Origin of the sequence: Wenyingzhuangia fucanilytica, assembly GCF_001697185.1 — a bacterium.
GTDB lineage: Bacteria > Bacteroidota > Bacteroidia > Flavobacteriales > Flavobacteriaceae > Wenyingzhuangia > Wenyingzhuangia fucanilytica.
Window position 1 is genome coordinate 1,127,842 of sequence record NZ_CP014224.1, and the last position, 14,725, is coordinate 1,142,566.

17 protein-coding genes are annotated in these 14,725 nt (G+C 30.3%); 4 read left to right on the plus strand and 13 right to left on the minus strand.

Annotation, left to right across the window (positions count from 1 at the left end; all coding sequences use genetic code 11):
- On the minus strand, positions 1-1,332 hold the full coding sequence (locus AXE80_RS04685) for a cytochrome ubiquinol oxidase subunit I (RefSeq protein WP_068824913.1): 1,332 nt from the start codon (positions 1,330-1,332) through the stop codon (positions 1-3).
- 189 nt (positions 1,333-1,521) lie between these two features.
- On the opposite strand from AXE80_RS04685, the gene AXE80_RS04690 reads away from it, so the two are divergent.
- Positions 1,522-2,199: a DUF2461 domain-containing protein gene (locus AXE80_RS04690; RefSeq protein WP_068824915.1), complete on the plus strand. Its 678-nt coding sequence runs from the start codon at positions 1,522-1,524 to the stop codon at positions 2,197-2,199.
- Positions 2,200-2,254: 55 nt separating this feature from the next.
- Here the strand turns inward: AXE80_RS04690 and AXE80_RS04695 are convergent, their stop codons facing one another.
- The 9 genes from AXE80_RS04695 to AXE80_RS04735 all read right to left on the minus strand — a co-directional run bounded on the left by AXE80_RS04695 (position 2,255) and on the right by AXE80_RS04735 (position 9,577).
- The gene (locus AXE80_RS04695; protein WP_068824917.1) at positions 2,255-3,055 is read right to left on the minus strand and encodes a peptidase associated/transthyretin-like domain-containing protein; all 801 of its coding nucleotides are present in this window, start codon (positions 3,053-3,055) and stop codon (positions 2,255-2,257) included.
- A gap of 29 nt (positions 3,056-3,084) precedes the next feature.
- Positions 3,085-3,492 carry a hypothetical protein gene (locus AXE80_RS04700; protein ID WP_068824919.1) on the minus strand — a complete coding sequence of 136 codons (408 nt, stop codon included), beginning with the start codon at positions 3,490-3,492 and terminating at the stop codon, positions 3,085-3,087.
- A 15-nt stretch (positions 3,493-3,507) separates the two neighbouring features.
- Positions 3,508-4,515 (minus strand): endonuclease/exonuclease/phosphatase family protein, encoded by a 1,008-nt coding sequence (locus tag AXE80_RS04705; protein WP_068824921.1) that lies wholly within the window; start codon positions 4,513-4,515, stop codon positions 3,508-3,510.
- A gap of 2 nt (positions 4,516-4,517) precedes the next feature.
- A complete protein-coding gene (locus tag AXE80_RS04710; protein WP_068824923.1) occupies positions 4,518-5,363 on the minus strand; it encodes a rhomboid family intramembrane serine protease in 846 nt (281 codons plus the stop codon).
- A gap of 3 nt (positions 5,364-5,366) precedes the next feature.
- Entirely contained in the window at positions 5,367-6,083 is a 717-nt protein-coding gene (locus AXE80_RS04715; RefSeq protein ID WP_068824925.1) for a rhomboid family intramembrane serine protease, read from the minus strand.
- Positions 6,084-6,087: 4 nt separating this feature from the next.
- Positions 6,088-7,962, minus strand: coding sequence for a DNA mismatch repair endonuclease MutL (mutL, locus tag AXE80_RS04720; protein WP_068824927.1), 1,875 nt, complete (start codon positions 7,960-7,962; stop codon positions 6,088-6,090).
- Positions 7,963-7,974: 12 nt separating this feature from the next.
- Complete coding sequence (locus AXE80_RS04725; protein ID WP_068824929.1) at positions 7,975-8,256, minus strand: hypothetical protein; 282 nt, start codon at positions 8,254-8,256, stop codon at positions 7,975-7,977.
- A 71-nt stretch (positions 8,257-8,327) separates the two neighbouring features.
- Complete coding sequence (gene ribH, locus AXE80_RS04730; protein WP_068824931.1) at positions 8,328-8,807, minus strand: 6,7-dimethyl-8-ribityllumazine synthase; 480 nt, start codon at positions 8,805-8,807, stop codon at positions 8,328-8,330.
- Positions 8,807-9,577 (minus strand): YfgM family protein, encoded by a 771-nt coding sequence (locus AXE80_RS04735; protein WP_068824933.1) that lies wholly within the window; start codon positions 9,575-9,577, stop codon positions 8,807-8,809. Before AXE80_RS04735 ends, ribH begins: the two co-directional genes overlap by 1 nt.
- Before the next feature lie 136 nt (positions 9,578-9,713).
- Between AXE80_RS04735 and recF the strand changes: the two genes are divergently transcribed.
- Positions 9,714-10,796: a DNA replication/repair protein RecF gene (gene recF / locus AXE80_RS04740; RefSeq protein WP_068824935.1), complete on the plus strand. Its 1,083-nt coding sequence runs from the start codon at positions 9,714-9,716 to the stop codon at positions 10,794-10,796.
- Entirely contained in the window at positions 10,796-11,116 is a 321-nt protein-coding gene (locus AXE80_RS04745; protein ID WP_068824937.1) for a DciA family protein, read from the plus strand. The genes recF and AXE80_RS04745 overlap by 1 nt, the downstream gene beginning before the upstream one ends.
- Here the strand turns inward: AXE80_RS04745 and AXE80_RS04750 are convergent, their stop codons facing one another.
- Positions 11,117-13,327, minus strand: a complete 2,211-nt coding sequence (locus AXE80_RS04750; protein ID WP_068824939.1) for an endonuclease MutS2 — start codon at positions 13,325-13,327, stop codon at positions 11,117-11,119.
- Positions 13,328-13,398: 71 nt separating this feature from the next.
- Here AXE80_RS04750 and ung point away from each other — a divergent pair, with 71 nt between their 5' ends.
- Complete coding sequence (ung, locus tag AXE80_RS04755; RefSeq protein ID WP_068824941.1) at positions 13,399-14,109, plus strand: uracil-DNA glycosylase; 711 nt, start codon at positions 13,399-13,401, stop codon at positions 14,107-14,109.
- Here ung and AXE80_RS04760 read toward each other — a convergent pair.
- Together AXE80_RS04760 and AXE80_RS04765 are read right to left on the minus strand one after the other, a co-directional pair.
- Positions 14,082-14,432, minus strand: coding sequence for a translation initiation factor (locus AXE80_RS04760; RefSeq protein WP_068824943.1), 351 nt, complete (start codon positions 14,430-14,432; stop codon positions 14,082-14,084). The genes ung and AXE80_RS04760 overlap by 28 nt on opposite strands.
- A complete protein-coding gene (locus AXE80_RS04765) occupies positions 14,432-14,671 on the minus strand; it encodes a hypothetical protein (protein WP_068824945.1) in 240 nt (79 codons plus the stop codon). The genes AXE80_RS04760 and AXE80_RS04765 overlap by 1 nt, the downstream gene beginning before the upstream one ends.
- Between the last annotated feature and the right edge of the window lie 54 nt (positions 14,672-14,725).

Consider the following 14,725-nt stretch of genomic DNA (forward strand, 5'->3'; position numbering starts at 1 on the left):
TTAATGTTTTTCGTGTTGAGGTCCATGGTAAATGGTTTTTCCTACCAAGACTAAAAATAATAATCCTAAAAGCATATAAAGTGCTACAAAGCCTAATAAAGTAAACAAAGTATTTCCTGATGAAACTGTAGGAGAAACCCCGTCAACTGTTTTTAACAAGCCATAAACCAAATAAGGTTGTCTTCCTAGTTCTGCAGTGTACCAACCTGTAATATTGGCTATAAAAGGGAAAGGAACTAAAAATAGAATGGTCCACAATAAAGGTTTAAAGTTATATAGTTTTTTTCGGTACAAGAATAACATAGAAATTCCCATAATACCAATAAAAATAGTTCCTAAACCAACCATAATATGGTAAGAATAATACAAAGCTGGAATGTTATCTGGCAGTTCATCTTTTGTAAAATGATCCATTCCAATAATTTGTTTGTCCCATTCTTGATAAGTTAAAAAACTTAGAATATTTGGAACAGCAATTTTGTTGTCTAATTTTTTTTCTACCATGTTGGGCTGGCCAATCAAAACAATTTCTGCTCCAGCTTCTTCGGTTTCAAAAATACCTTCCATAGCTGCAAATGAAGCCGGTTGATATTTTGCCACATTTTTAGCGTTTAAATCTCCTGTAGGGAAAGCAACCAATAAACTAGAAATTAATCCGATGATGACTCCTGTTTTTAAGAACAATTTTCCGTGCTCTTGATGTTTTTTAATCAACAAGTAAAAAGCACCAATACTAGCTACTACAAAAGATGAGGTAACCAAAGATGCCATTTGATTGTGTAAAAAAGCAGGTAACAACCAAGGATTGCTAAATAGTTGAGAAAAATGAGTCAATACAAATTTTCCATTTTCTAAGACTTCATATCCTACAGGATGTTGCATCCAGGCGTTGGTAGCTAAAATTAAATATCCACTAGCCCAAGACCCTAAAAAGACAAAGAATCCTGTTAAAAAATGCAGTTTTTGTCCCATCAATTTTTCACCAAAAATAAATAAGGCTAAAAAGGATGATTCTAAAAAGAAAGAAAAGGTTCCCTCCATGGCTAAGGTCTGACCAATAATTCCTCCTGTAAGTTCAGAAAATTTAGCCCAGTTGGTTCCAAACTGAAATTCCATTGGAATTCCTGTAATAACTCCCATGGTAAAGTTGATGGCAAAAATTTTCATGAAAAATTTAGCAGCATCGTTATAAATTTCTTTGTTAGATTTTAAGTAATATCCTTTAAAAAGAATAATAATTAAAGAAAGTCCCATGGTGAGTTGTGGGAAAATGTAGTGAAAGGTGATCGTGAATGCAAATTGCAATCGATCATAAAAAATCATGTCTTCCATGCTTGGTCTAGTTTAGACTGTTTAGTAGATAAAATTGGATACTAAAACCCATAGTTTATTAGAGTTTTAGTACTTAAGTTGAACATTTAAATTTAAGGTATTTTGTTTAGTTAAAAGTTTATTTAAGGAATAAAAGTAAGTGTGTTTTCGCATGAATTTGTACTTTTATAAAAATCAAAACTATACAGAATGTCTATTCAAATTCAGCCTTCAATTTTTAAGTTTTTAAATACATTAAAAGAAAACAATACACGAGAGTGGTTTGCAGAAAACAAAACTTGGTTTACCGAAGAAGAAACACAAATGAAGTTTTTTTTTACCAAAGTGATGGAAGGTTTGCGTGAGATAGATGATATTGAAGGAATGAAAGCTTACAGAATTTATAGAGATGTAAGATTTTCTAAAGATAAATCACCATATAAAATATACAGAAGTTGTAGTTTTAAACGTGCAACAGAAGCTTTAAGAGGAGGATATCATGTAGAAGTAACTCCTGGTGGTTCTTTTTTAGCTTGTGGCTTTTGGCAACCAAATAAAGAAGATTTATTAAGAATTAGAAAAGAATTTGAAATGGATGCCGATGAAATTAACGAAATTATTGATTCGGTAGAGATACAAAAAGTTTTTGGAGGTTTTTATGATGGAGAAGCCTTAAAATCTGCTCCCAAAGGATTTGATAAAGAGCATAAAGCGATTAAGTTGATACGCAAAAAAGATTTTATTCTACTAAGAAAATTTACAGATGAAGAAGTGCTTCATCCTAATTTTTATAACGAAGTGTTAAAATCTTTTAAAGCAGCTAGACCTTATTTAGATTATATGAGTGATGTACTAACCACAAATTTAAACGGAGAGTCCTTAATATAGAAATCAAAAAAGCCATCTATTCAGATGGCTTTTTTGATGATTTACTTTTATAAAGTTATTTACCTTCTTTAGAAGTATTTCCGTTTTTAACAGCTCTACGATTATCGTAACACTCAAGCACAGCCTCAATTAATTGTAAATCGGTAGCTTTGTTAATAAAGTATGGTGAGTAATCACAATCAGATAAAACTTCTGTTAATTTGTTAAGATCCATTTGTAAATAGTCTAAAATAACTTCTCTATCAAAACGATTGGTTAAAATTTTTCTAGTAGCATCTTTATCTTTAAGTTCTTTTAAATCTTTAAGTTTTCTAGGTTTAGAGCCAAAGAGATTATACACAAAGTCCGCAGGATTATTTATAATAACACCACCAGCTCCTAAACTACTACCTGTTTTGCTATTTTTTACTTCGTAGCTTTGTTTTAAACCATTAATGTGAATTCTATTGTATCTGTCTTTAGGAACATTTTTAACATCAATTTCTAAAACACCAATAATTTTGTAAGAGCTTACTTTTACTTCAGGCAATTCTTCTATTCTAGGGAATAAATCAACGTTTAGTTCTGTACCTTTAGATAAATCTTTAGTGATTTTTAGTTTGATAGATTCATAACCTAAACTAGAAATTAATAAAGTATCGCTTTCGGTAACGTCAATTTCAAAAAAACCTTCTTTACCCGATACTACACCATCAATATTTGTTAGGTTTAACAATGTAGCTCCTTGGATAAATGTGCTATCTACAGCATTGGCTATTTTTCCTTTGATGGTAAATTTTAATAAATCTTGAGCAGAACTATAAGTATAAGCTAAAAGACAAAATGCTAAAGTAATATATGTAATTTTATTTCTCATAATCAAGTGTTTGTAAAGTCTTGTTTACTTTACCTATAGGATTGTTTTTTATATTCTATGTCGTCTTTTTGACATTTGTCAATTGCAGGAGTAATGTTGATAAATTCGGAATCTAATACTTCTTTGGCCCCCCTGTCTAAATACCAAAAAGTTAATCTAATTCGTTTACCGTTTCTACATCTAAAGGTATACATTCCTTGGTCTGTAACCCAACCATTATATCTTAAATCAGAAGTGTTGATGTTTTCTCTAACAGGAATTCTAAAATCATTAAAAATAGAGTAGACTTCTACTTCTTCTTGAGGCTCAGTTTCTTGATCTTTTTCTTTGGTATCCTCTATCTCTTCTTCAAGCGGTACTTCTCTTTGCGAGAAAGCCTCTAAGCTAAAAACACAGCAAATAAAGAAAAATAATATATAAAAACGTTCTTTTATCATTCTAAAATAAAGATACTAATTATTTAAATTGATTCTTGCCATTATAGGATAATGATCCGATAAATTTACATCATATGTTGTAAATTTTCCTACTTCCATACTATTATCTGGTAAAATAAAATCTATTCTAAATGGAAAGAAATAATGATAAGATTTACCAAAATTGGTACCAGCCTCTACAAAAGCATCTTTTCTGTTTTCCATAATTTCATGATAATTCCACGAAAAGGCAGTGTTGTTAAAATCCCCAGATACTATTGTTCTATGCGGGCATTCTTCAATATGTTTTTTTAAAGTTTTAATTTGATGAGATTGTTGTTTAAAAACAGTTTTAAATCTTTTAATTAAAGCATCTTTATCTTTGTTTCCATAATTTTCTTTATGAGTGTCTAAGCTAAAAGATTGTAAATGGACATTATAAACTCTAACAACTTCTTTCCCTATTTTTAAATCAGCAAAAATAATGTTGTTAGATGAGTTCTTAAAATTGATAGCACCCTTGTTTAAAACTTTATAATCAGAATAAATAGCCATACCACTAGCACTAGTTTTATACTCATAAGCTAATGGAATATTTAGTTGTAATCCTTTAGCGTTTATGTATTCTTGAAAACAAATAATATCAGGTTGCTGCTTGTTTATAAGGTCACAAATGTCTTGTTTTACTGTGGGAGATTCAATCCAATGATACCTGTTAAACTGCCTAACATTAAAAGATAAAAGTTTAACATCATCTTCTTTTATTATTTCTTTTCCTTCTATGGCATAAAAATCATGTACATGAGATAAACCAATAAGTATGCAAATAGCAGATAGTATAAAGTGAAATTTTAATTTTACTATCCAAAAAATCACAAAAGTAATGTTGATGATTAATAGCATAGGATATGCTAAACTTAAAATAGCAATACTAGAATATTTTGCAGGGTCTATAAAAGGCAATACATAAGTAATTAGCAATAAAACCGCAACTACAGTATTTATGAAAAACAAAAGTTTGTCAAAGAAGTTTAACTTTTTCATTTTTACTTTTTACCCTGTTGAAACAAAAACTCTTTTTCTTCTTTACTTAAAGAATCGTATCCAGATTTACTTATTTTTTCTAGAATGATATTTATTTTTTGTTGTACCTCACTTGGCGTAGGGGCTGGTTTTCTTTTATGATTAGACTTGTAACTAGTTTTTAACGGAGATTTTCTTTTAAAAGTATTTTTAAAAGGATTAGAAATAGAAAATTTATTTTGATAATAAATAGCTAAAAAACCAAACAAAGCTCCACCTAAATGAGCTAAATGTCCTCCTGCATTTCCATCAGGAAGTTGTACCAAGTCTAAAGCCACAAAAATTAAAGCGATAACCCAAAGTTTTACAAAACCTATAAATCTTAACTTTAATTCATAATTAGGCATATAAGTAGTCAATCCAATTAAAATTGCCATAATTCCAGATGATGCCCCTACTAATGTTGCGTTTTGACTTTGTAAAGCAGGAAAAAAATTATAGCTAAAAATAAAAACAAGACCGCCAAAAACAGTTCCCCACAAATAGAAAGAAAGCAGTTTTTTAGGGATAAAATAATCTACAAATAGGTTACCTATGTAGTATAAAAAAATCAAATTAAAAAGTAAGTGTATAAATCCACCATGCATAAAACCATAAGTAACAAGTGTCCATGGTTTTATTAAAAACTCATCAACAGAAGCCGGTAATGATAACCAGGTGTAAAAAGCATTACCATTGGTGCCAAATAACCAGCCTAAACTACCTAATAGATAAGTAAGAATAAACACAGCAATGTTTATAAATATGAGTTTTTCTACAACAGACCCATATTGATACTTATGTTTTATTTGTGCAAAAATATCGTTCATATTTTAATACATTCTATATTGATTTTTCTTCCAGAAATAAGCCATAATCAAACCAATAACAGCTCCACCTACATGCGCAAAATAAGCAGTGTTTACAGGGCTTAGTAAAGGTTGACCAGTAATACCAGAAATTAAATCGGCAATTACAATTACAGGAATAAAATACTTTGCTTTTATAGGTAATACAAAGTATAAATAAATTTCTGAGTTAGGGAAATTCCATCCATAAGCAGCTAACAATCCAAAAACAGCACCAGAAGCACCTAACATTTGCATGTTGTAAATACTGTTAGCTGTTTGTAATTGTTCGTTAGCATAAATTTTTGTGGGAGAAAATAACTCGTAAATTTCTTGCTTGTTAGATCCTAGATTGATTAAGGCATCAACAGCACCAGTAAACTCAAAATGACGTTCTAATAAATAAATAATACTTGCTCCAATTCCGGCAGAAAAGTAAAAGAATAAAAACTTATTTTTTCCATATAGCTGAACTATTGGAGTACCAAAAAAGTATAAGGCCAACATGTTAAAAAAGATATGTCCAATGCTTCCGTGCATAAACATACTGGTTACCAATTGCCAATATTCAAACTTTGGATTGTCAAAATAATGTAAGTTAAACATCGCCCCTAAATCTATGTTTTGCATGCTTATAGTAGCCACAAAAAATAAAATATTGATGATGATAATGTGCTTAATAATATCGGGTACTCTACTCATAATCCTAATCGGTGTTAAAAATAACGTCTAGTTTTTTACTGGTAACCGTTGTGTAAATTTTCTTTCTAAACGGTGATATATTTGCTTCTTTACAGGCAAATAAATCTTGTATTAAAACTTCTTGTTCTACATCTGTTAATTTAGTTCCAGTCTTTATGGCTAGGGTCTTTGCTAATGATTTAGCAATCATATCTAGCTGACTAAAACTGTTTTCTTGAATGTCTTCTTGAAAATCTTCTATCAATTGTTCAAAAACCATGCTAATTTGACTCTCACTTATTGTGGTAGGAATTCCTGACACAATTACATGGTCTTTAGACATGTCTTCAAACATAAATCCAGTACTTTCTAACTCTTCTTTAATGTTTTTAAGTATATGCAATTCTTGTTTACTGTAGTTTATACTTATAGGAAATAACAATTGTTGGCTTGATGCTTCTTTAACAGTAATATTGGCTAAAAAGTTTTCGTATAAAACTCTTTGATGTGCCAAATGTTGATGCACCAAATAAGTTCCTGTATTTAAATTACATAAAATGTATTTGTTCTGAATTTGAAAAGTGTCTTTCACCAATTTGGTTTCTTTGGTTTCAAACAATTGTGGATTTAATTCATTTTCTATAACAGGAGTATTGGCAATAGATTCCAATCCATTATATAAGGTTTCCCAACTTCCTTCATTCTTTTTTGATGAAAAAGATTTTGAAGGAGAAGCGTAGCTTTTAGTTGTTTTGGTTTCTTTTTCTTGAAAAGGATTAAAGTTAGATTCCGTTTTAAATGGATTAAAATTAGGATCTACCTCAATTTTAGGAGCGCTAATAGGCTTGTCTTTATAACTATAAGGAGTTTCTAAATTTTTGTCTTTCGTAAAATCTAGAGCAGGCATAATATTATACTGTCCTAAGCTGTGTTTTACAGCGGCTCTTAATATTTCGTATAATACTTTTTCGTTATCAAACTTTACTTCTGTTTTGGTAGGGTGGATGTTGATATCAATAGTATTGGTCGGAACCTTTAAGTATAAAAAATAACCAGGATGTGTTCCTCTTTCTGTTAATCCATCAAAAGCTGCATTGATGGCGTGATGTAAATAGGGACTTTTGATAAATCTATCGTTTACAAAAAAGAATTGTTCTCCACGTTTCTTTTTGGCAAACTCGGGTTTCATAATAAATCCACTAAGTTTTAAAACATCTGTATCTTCATCAATAGGGATTAAGCGTTCGTTGGTTTTTCCACCAAAAATATTAACGACTCTTTGTTTTAAATTACCTGAGGGTAAATTAAATATTTCTGAATTGTTGTGATTTAATACAAAATGAACATCAGCATGAACCAAAGCAACACGTTGAAACTCATCAATAATATGTCTGGTTTCTACGGCATCTGATTTTAAGAAATTTCTACGAGCAGGAATATTAAAAAATAAATTCTTTACAGCAGTATTGGTCCCAACAGGACTCGGTATAATTTCTTGATTGGTAATTTTACTACCTTCAATTTGAATACAAGTTCCTAATTCGGCATCAGCTTGTTTGGTTTTCATTTCTATTTGAGCAATAGCAGCAATAGAAGCCATCGCTTCGCCACGAAAACCTTTGGTAGATAAATTAAATAAATCCTCTGCTTCTTTAATTTTAGAAGTGGCATGTCTTTCAAAACAAAGTCTTGCATCAGTCTCGGACATACCTGTTCCATCATCAATTACTTGAATAAGCGTTTTTCCCGCATCTTTTAAAATTAGGTGTATGTTTTTTGCTCCGGCATCAATAGCGTTTTCTAATAGTTCTTTAACTACAGATGCAGGTCTTTGAACCACCTCACCAGCTGCAATTTGATTGGCAACATGATCAGGCAATAGTTGAATAATGTCAGACATTAAGAATAGATATTATCTTAGTATGTAAATTGCTGTAATGGATAAAATGGCAATGATGATGGCCAATCTGTAAGTAGATTTTCTATCTGCATTTGAAGCAGATCTACTTCTGTTCCATTCGTGTTTTAGATTGTTTTTAGAAAGTGTTACGGTGTATTCACTTTCCTCATCTTCTTTTCGCTCTCTTTTGTAACGATCTTCTAAAGCTTGTAAACGCTCCTTACGCTCGTCGTAATAACGAGGTTTGTAGTTAAATACATAGTGACCTATGGGTTTGAAAGGGGTTTTAAACATGGCTTATAAAAAAAACATTATTGTCAAATTTAAGAAAAATTCGACAATAATGCTTTGTATTTGGTAGGGGATTAGCGTTTGTTTAAAGCAGCCATTTTAATAGCAGCAACAGCACACTCAATACCTTTGTTTCCTAATTTACCTCCAGATCTGTCTAAAGATTGTTGTTTTGTATTGTCTGTAAGTACACAGAAAATAGTAGGAGTATTGTATTGGATGTTAAGGTCTTTAATACCTTGTGTTACGCCTTCGCAAACAAAATCAAAATGTTTTGTTTCTCCTTGAATAACGTTTCCAATAGCTATAATAGCATCAACATTTCTGCTTTCTAGCATTTTTTTACATCCGTAAATCAACTCAAAACTTCCTGGAACTTTCCAAGTAATGATATCTTCTTCGGCAACACCGTTGTCTAATAAAGTATCAATAGCTCCTAGGGTTAAGTTCTCAGTAATTTCTGGGTTCCATTCAGAAGTAACAATTCCAAATCTAAATCCTTTTACGTTAGGTAAATCATCTTTATCGTATGCAGATAAGTCTGTAGTAGCCATTAGTTAGCGTATTTAGCTTGGTTGATGTATAAATCGATGTTTTTTGCTTGAGAAGAATTTGGGTAATTTTCTTTTACGTTTTCAAATAAATCTTCAGCTTTATCAAAGTCTTTTAAAGTTAAAGCAACTTTACCAGCTTTCATTAAATAAACAGGAGCAATAGCATTGTTTGTAGCATTTTCTCCAGCTTTAGTAAAGTAAGTTAAAGCTTCGCTTGCATTATTGTTAGCCAAAGAAGCATCTCCAATATTACCAGCTACAATTGCTTTTAAAACTGGGTCTTTTGTATCAACATTTTTTAAATACTCAATAGCTTTATTGTAAACTTTTAAGTTCATATAAGAAATACCAGCATAGTATTTAGCTAAGTTTCCAGCCTCTGTGTTTGAGTATTTTTTAGCAATATCGATCAATCCAAAGTTTCCTTCTGCACCTTCTAAAGCAGTAGTGTATAAAGTTTCATCAGTTCCGGCACTAGCTTTTGTAAATTCTTGTTTAGCAAAAAACAATGCATTGGCCGCTGTTTTTTCTTTTGGAGCAGCTACAAACTGGCTGTATCCCATGTATCCAAAAATAATCAACACAACTGCAATTAATCCTATAAATAATGGTTTGCTATTTTTCTCAATCCATTTTTCAGATAAGTTTGCGGTTTCATCTAAAGTATTAAATACTTCAGCTGTAGTACTATGTTCAGCGTTTCCTGCATTATCAACAATCACCTCTACTTCTTCAGCTTTCTTATAGCCTCTCTTTTTATATGTTGCCATTTAATATTTTGATATTATTAAGGGTTAATTTTTTTATGAGTTTGGACAAAAATAGTTTTTTTAATCGAATATCAAAACACAGGATTCACCAAAAAGTGATAAATTGCACTTCCTTTTTTAATTGAGTAAAATAAACATGCATCTTAAGAAACTATCTTTGGTTAATTATAAAAACATCACATCAGAATTATTTGATTTTGATGCCAAAATAAATTGTTTTATTGGAAACAATGGGGTTGGAAAGACCAATGTGCTTGATGCTATTTATTATCTATCATATACAAAGAGTTATTTTAACGCTGTAGCTACCCAAAACATTAAGCATGGCGAAGATTTTTTTATCATAGAAGGTGATTATTTATTAGAAGATGAACGCTTAGAAAAAATTGTTTGTAGCCTTAAAAAAGGAACCAAAAAAGTAGTAAAGCGAAACGGAAAATCTTACGATAAATTTTCTGATCACATAGGAAACTTTCCATTGGTTATTATTTCTCCTTCGGATAGAGATTTAATTATTGAGGGTAGTGAAACTAGAAGAAAGTTTATGGATGGGGTGATTTCTCAACAAGATAGAGCCTATTTACAAAACTTGGTGAACTACAATAAGGTTTTAGCGCAACGTAATGCTTTGTTAAAATATTTTGCAGCCAACAGAACTTTTGATGCACTAAATTTAAATGTATATAACGAGCAATTGTTGGAGTTGAGTAATTATATTTATGAAAAACGTATTTGGTTTTTAAAAGAATTTGCTCCCATTTTTAATGAGTGTTATCAGGAAATTAGCAATTCTAAAGAAGAGGTGAGTTTGTTGTATAAAACTCAGTTAGATGAGGCTCCTTTGTTAGAGTTGTTTGAACAAAATATTGGTAAAGACAGAATGTTGCAATACACTTCTGTTGGGATTCATAAAGATGATTTACAGTTTGAATTAAATGGATATCCAATTAAAAAGTTTGGTTCTCAAGGTCAACAAAAATCTTATTTAATTGCTTTAAAACTGGCTCAGTTTGAGTTTATGAAACAAATTACTGGTAAAAAACCAATTCTTTTGTTTGATGATGTTTTTGATAAGTTAGATGAAGATAGAGTAACTCAAGTAATTAATCTGGTAAATAAAGATCATTTTGGTCAAATATTTATTACTGATACGCATGGAGAGCGAACCGAAAATGTTGTAAAAAGAACCAATCAACCCTATAAAATATTTCACTTATAATGGCTAAGAAAAAAATAGATTCTAGAACAGTTAGGCAAAGTGAGGCAAATCCTTTAAGTGATTTGATGAAACATTTTATTAAAGCAAATAATTTAGAACAAGGATTTCAGAAAATTAATGTTGAAGAAGAATGGGCAAAATTAATGGGGCCAGGGGTAAAATCTTATACAGAGAGAATAAGCCTTAAAGGTGGAACTTTAATGGTTAAAATTTCATCCGCAGCATTAAGAACAGAGCTAAGTTATGGAAAGGAAAAAATCCAAACCATGATGAACGAAGCTCTTGGAGAAGAGTTAATTAAAAAAGTGATTTTAAATTAATTATTTTTTCCTCTTAGCAGCTACTACCAATTCAATTTTATCTAAAGTGGTAGCTGTGGTAAACATTCCATAATTAATGGTTACTTTTTTCTTGTCAATTTTTTCTATAATACCACAAGCTCTACCATCAATCAACCTTACTTTATCGTTTAGTTTAAAAACATAGCTTGCTTTTTTTTCTGCAGCTATTTTTTCTTCTTTTATCTTTTCTTTTCTAACCTCAATTACCTTTGTTAAAACCTCTTCTTCGGTTTTCTTTAAAATACTTTCCGCTTTTTTCTTAGCTATTTTTTCTTTTACCTTTTGCGGTTTAGATTTTTTAATCTTAGGATGGGCAATATCATATTTAGATTTTTCTATGATTACCCATTTGTCTAATTCAGACTTAAATTCTTTTTTATTATTGGTTTGAAAGTATTTGTTTAACAGCTCGTTTATTTTTCTACCAATGCTTAATATTTTTTGATTGGTATCATACAGTGTTTGAAAACTTTCTAGTTTTTCTTGAATTTTATTTTCTTTTTCTGCCAAAACATCAGCATATTCTTTAGCTTTAGAACTTTGTTGTTCCATGTCTAAAGTATTGCGTTGTAAATTGGTACGCTCTTGCTGTAGCTTAGAAATTGTTTTATCAAAACGAACTTTAGATTTGTCTATTTTCTTTTTAGCACGATTGATTAAACTAAAAGGAATTCCGTTTTTTTGAGCCACTTCAAAAGTAAAAGAACTTCCAGGCTGACCAATTAGTAGTGTAAATAAAGGTTCTAATGTTCTGCTATCAAAAGCCATGTTGGCATTCACTACATTTTCCAATTCATCAGCCAATACTTTTAAGTTGGTGTAATGTGTGGTAATAACTCCATAAGCACCAACATTGTAAAACTCTTCTAAGAAAATTTCTGCCAATGCTCCTCCTAATTCAGGATCGGAACCAGTACCAAATTCATCAATTAAAAACAAAGTATTATTGGTGCATTTTTTTAAGAATCCACGCATGTTTTTTAATCGATAACTATAAGTACTTAATTGATTTTCTATAGATTGATTATCACCTATATCAGTTAAAATATGATCAAAAAAGTGAGTTGTACTATTTTCGTGTACCGGAATTAAAATTCCGCTTTGAATCATTACTTGTAATAATCCAATGGTTTTTAACGTAATACTTTTTCCCCCTGCGTTAGGTCCAGAAATCACAATAATTTGCTGTTTTTCACCAAGCAAAAGTGTTTGAGGAACTACAGGTAAATTTTTTGATTTGTTTTTTTCTAATAAAATAGGATGGTAAGCATTGATGTAGTTTATTTCCTGATTTTTAGAAAATTCAGGTTTTACTCCTTCGATTTCTTTGGCATAAAAAGCTTTTGCTTTTAACACATCTAAAGCGGTTAAAAGAACAATATAATCTTCTATTAATGGGGCAAAAGGTCTAATTTGATCGGTTAGAATTCTTAATATTCTATCTACTTCTTGCTTTTCTTCTAATAAAAGTTCTTGTAATTGTCTGTATAGGTTTAAGGTGTTTTGTGGAGCAATAAAAACAATACTTCCTGTTTTAGAGGTTCCTAAAATACTTCCTTTTACTTTTTTTCTATGAATAGATTGTACAGCCAAAACAGGTTGATTTTCTATAATAGACTCTCTAATATCATCTAAATATCCTGCTTTGTTATATTTAGCCAATTCATTATTAAAAGAAGAACTTATTTGGCTACGAACATCATTTAGTTTTTTTCTAATTTGATTCAGTAATTCAGAGGCTTTACTTTGCACTTCACCGTAATTGGTGATGATTTTAAAAATAGCATCTACAATATTTTTAGTAAACTCAACATCTTCAGTCAATAAAGATAAAGTAGGGTAGTAGTCTTTAAATTTTTGAAAATGAACTATAATCTCATTAGAAGTATTAGATATATTGGCAATTTTTAAAAAAGCTTCTGGTAAAAGTTTACTGTTTTCTATTTTTAAAAGCTTTACATCTTTGTCTATATCATCAAAATAATGGTTAGGAATTCTATTTTCACTAACCAAAGAGCCCAAGTATTCATTTACCTGTGCCAAAGCAATTTCTAAATCGGGTTTATTAGCAAAAGGAACAATATCTAAAATTAATTCTTTTCCTTTTTCCGAAGTACAATGCTTAGAAATACTTTCTAAAATGATAGAAAATTCTAAATCTTGTAAAGTTTTACTGTGTATTTGACTCATGCTTTAATTGTGTACTTACTGTAGATGTTGTTATTTTGTAAGTAACACAAAAATACACATTCAAAACAAATATGCAGACCCTACTACCAAATGATTGGCAAGAACTATTAAAAGAAGAATTTTCTAAATCATATTGGCCTGTTTTGGTAGAAAAGGTATCGGATGCATATCAATTAAATACATGTTATCCACCAAAAGATGATATTTTTAATGCTTTTAAATATTGTGCTTTTAAGGATGTTAAAGTGGTCATCATTGGACAAGATCCTTATCATGGAAAAGGGCAGGCAAATGGATTGTGTTTTTCATATGTGGGAACGCAAAAGTTTCCGCCATCTCTTAAAAATATTTACAAAGAGATTTCTAATGATTTGGCAGTTGAAATGCCAAAAAGTTTTGGAGATTTAACCGCTTGGGCAAAACAAGGTGTTTTATTGTTAAATGCAACTTTAACCGTGCAAGAAGGAAAACCTAATAGTCATCAAAAATTTGGATGGAATAGTTTTACAGATGCTGTAATTCAAAAAATATCAAAAGAAAAACAAGAAGTTGTGTTTTTGCTTTGGGGTGGTTTTGCTCATAAAAAAGAAATTTTAATTGATGAGCAAAAACATAAAATTTTAAAGGCTACGCATCCATCTCCATTAGGAGCTAATAAGGGAGGATGGTTTGGTTGTAAACATTTTTCTAAAACCAATAATTACTTAAAAAGTTTGGGAAAGAAAGAAATAAAATGGAAGTTAATTGATAACAATCAACCTCCAACTCTTTTTACTTTGTAACCATCTTTGGTTAAAATATCCATGATTTTGTCTCGGTGATTTCCTTGTATGATGATTTCTCCATCTTTAATACTTCCACCTACACCACATTTATTTTTAAGGAGTTTACCTAATGCTTTTAAATCATCATCAGTTCCAACAAAACCTCTAATTATTGTAACAATTTTACCTGCACGTCCTTTGTTAGAAAAAACAGCTTCTAGTTTTTGTTTGTTGTTTGGTAATGTTTCGGTAGTTTCTTCACCATTATCAAAATAAACATCTTCATTGGTAGAATAGGCAAAAGCACCTAATGCTGATAGATCGTTTAATTTTTTAGCCATTAAATCTTAATTTGTTTTTGTTTTACAAATATAAGAATTGATAATAACTCAAGAAATAATCCAAAGGCTATTGGGTAATAAAAAGGGAAAGTCTGTTCTCCAATTTTTACATCACCTATAAACACACCAAATAAAATAGAAATGGTACCTAATAAGATAAAAAATAGTTTTGGTCTGTCTAATATTCTATCTTTCCCTGAGGATCTCCTCCTTTTACTGTGACTTCTTTTTCTTTGCATTTTTTCTTTTTCTTTAACTATAAAATTAAGAAAAAAAGATGAAAGAGGGAAAAC

Bases quoted from the DNA above. Each gene is read 5' to 3' on its own strand.
- AXE80_RS04685 (WP_068824913.1), bottom strand. From the start codon at position 1,332: ATGGAAGACATGATTTTTTATGATCGATTGCAATTTGCATTCACGATC.
- AXE80_RS04690 (WP_068824915.1), top strand. From the start codon at position 1,522: ATGTCTATTCAAATTCAGCCTTCAATTTTTAAGTTTTTAAATACATTA.
- AXE80_RS04695 (WP_068824917.1), bottom strand. From the start codon at position 3,055: ATGAGAAATAAAATTACATATATTACTTTAGCATTTTGTCTTTTAGCT.
- AXE80_RS04700 (WP_068824919.1), bottom strand. From the start codon at position 3,492: ATGATAAAAGAACGTTTTTATATATTATTTTTCTTTATTTGCTGTGTT.
- AXE80_RS04705 (WP_068824921.1), bottom strand. From the start codon at position 4,515: ATGAAAAAGTTAAACTTCTTTGACAAACTTTTGTTTTTCATAAATACT.
- AXE80_RS04710 (WP_068824923.1), bottom strand. From the start codon at position 5,363: ATGAACGATATTTTTGCACAAATAAAACATAAGTATCAATATGGGTCT.
- AXE80_RS04715 (WP_068824925.1), bottom strand. From the start codon at position 6,083: ATGAGTAGAGTACCCGATATTATTAAGCACATTATCATCATCAATATT.
- mutL (WP_068824927.1), bottom strand. From the start codon at position 7,962: ATGTCTGACATTATTCAACTATTGCCTGATCATGTTGCCAATCAAATT.
- AXE80_RS04725 (WP_068824929.1), bottom strand. From the start codon at position 8,256: ATGTTTAAAACCCCTTTCAAACCCATAGGTCACTATGTATTTAACTAC.
- ribH (WP_068824931.1), bottom strand. From the start codon at position 8,807: ATGGCTACTACAGACTTATCTGCATACGATAAAGATGATTTACCTAAC.
- AXE80_RS04735 (WP_068824933.1), bottom strand. From the start codon at position 9,577: ATGGCAACATATAAAAAGAGAGGCTATAAGAAAGCTGAAGAAGTAGAG.
- recF (WP_068824935.1), top strand. From the start codon at position 9,714: ATGCATCTTAAGAAACTATCTTTGGTTAATTATAAAAACATCACATCA.
- AXE80_RS04745 (WP_068824937.1), top strand. From the start codon at position 10,796: ATGGCTAAGAAAAAAATAGATTCTAGAACAGTTAGGCAAAGTGAGGCA.
- AXE80_RS04750 (WP_068824939.1), bottom strand. From the start codon at position 13,327: ATGAGTCAAATACACAGTAAAACTTTACAAGATTTAGAATTTTCTATC.
- ung (WP_068824941.1), top strand. From the start codon at position 13,399: ATGCAGACCCTACTACCAAATGATTGGCAAGAACTATTAAAAGAAGAA.
- AXE80_RS04760 (WP_068824943.1), bottom strand. From the start codon at position 14,432: ATGGCTAAAAAATTAAACGATCTATCAGCATTAGGTGCTTTTGCCTAT.
- AXE80_RS04765 (WP_068824945.1), bottom strand. From the start codon at position 14,671: ATGCAAAGAAAAAGAAGTCACAGTAAAAGGAGGAGATCCTCAGGGAAA.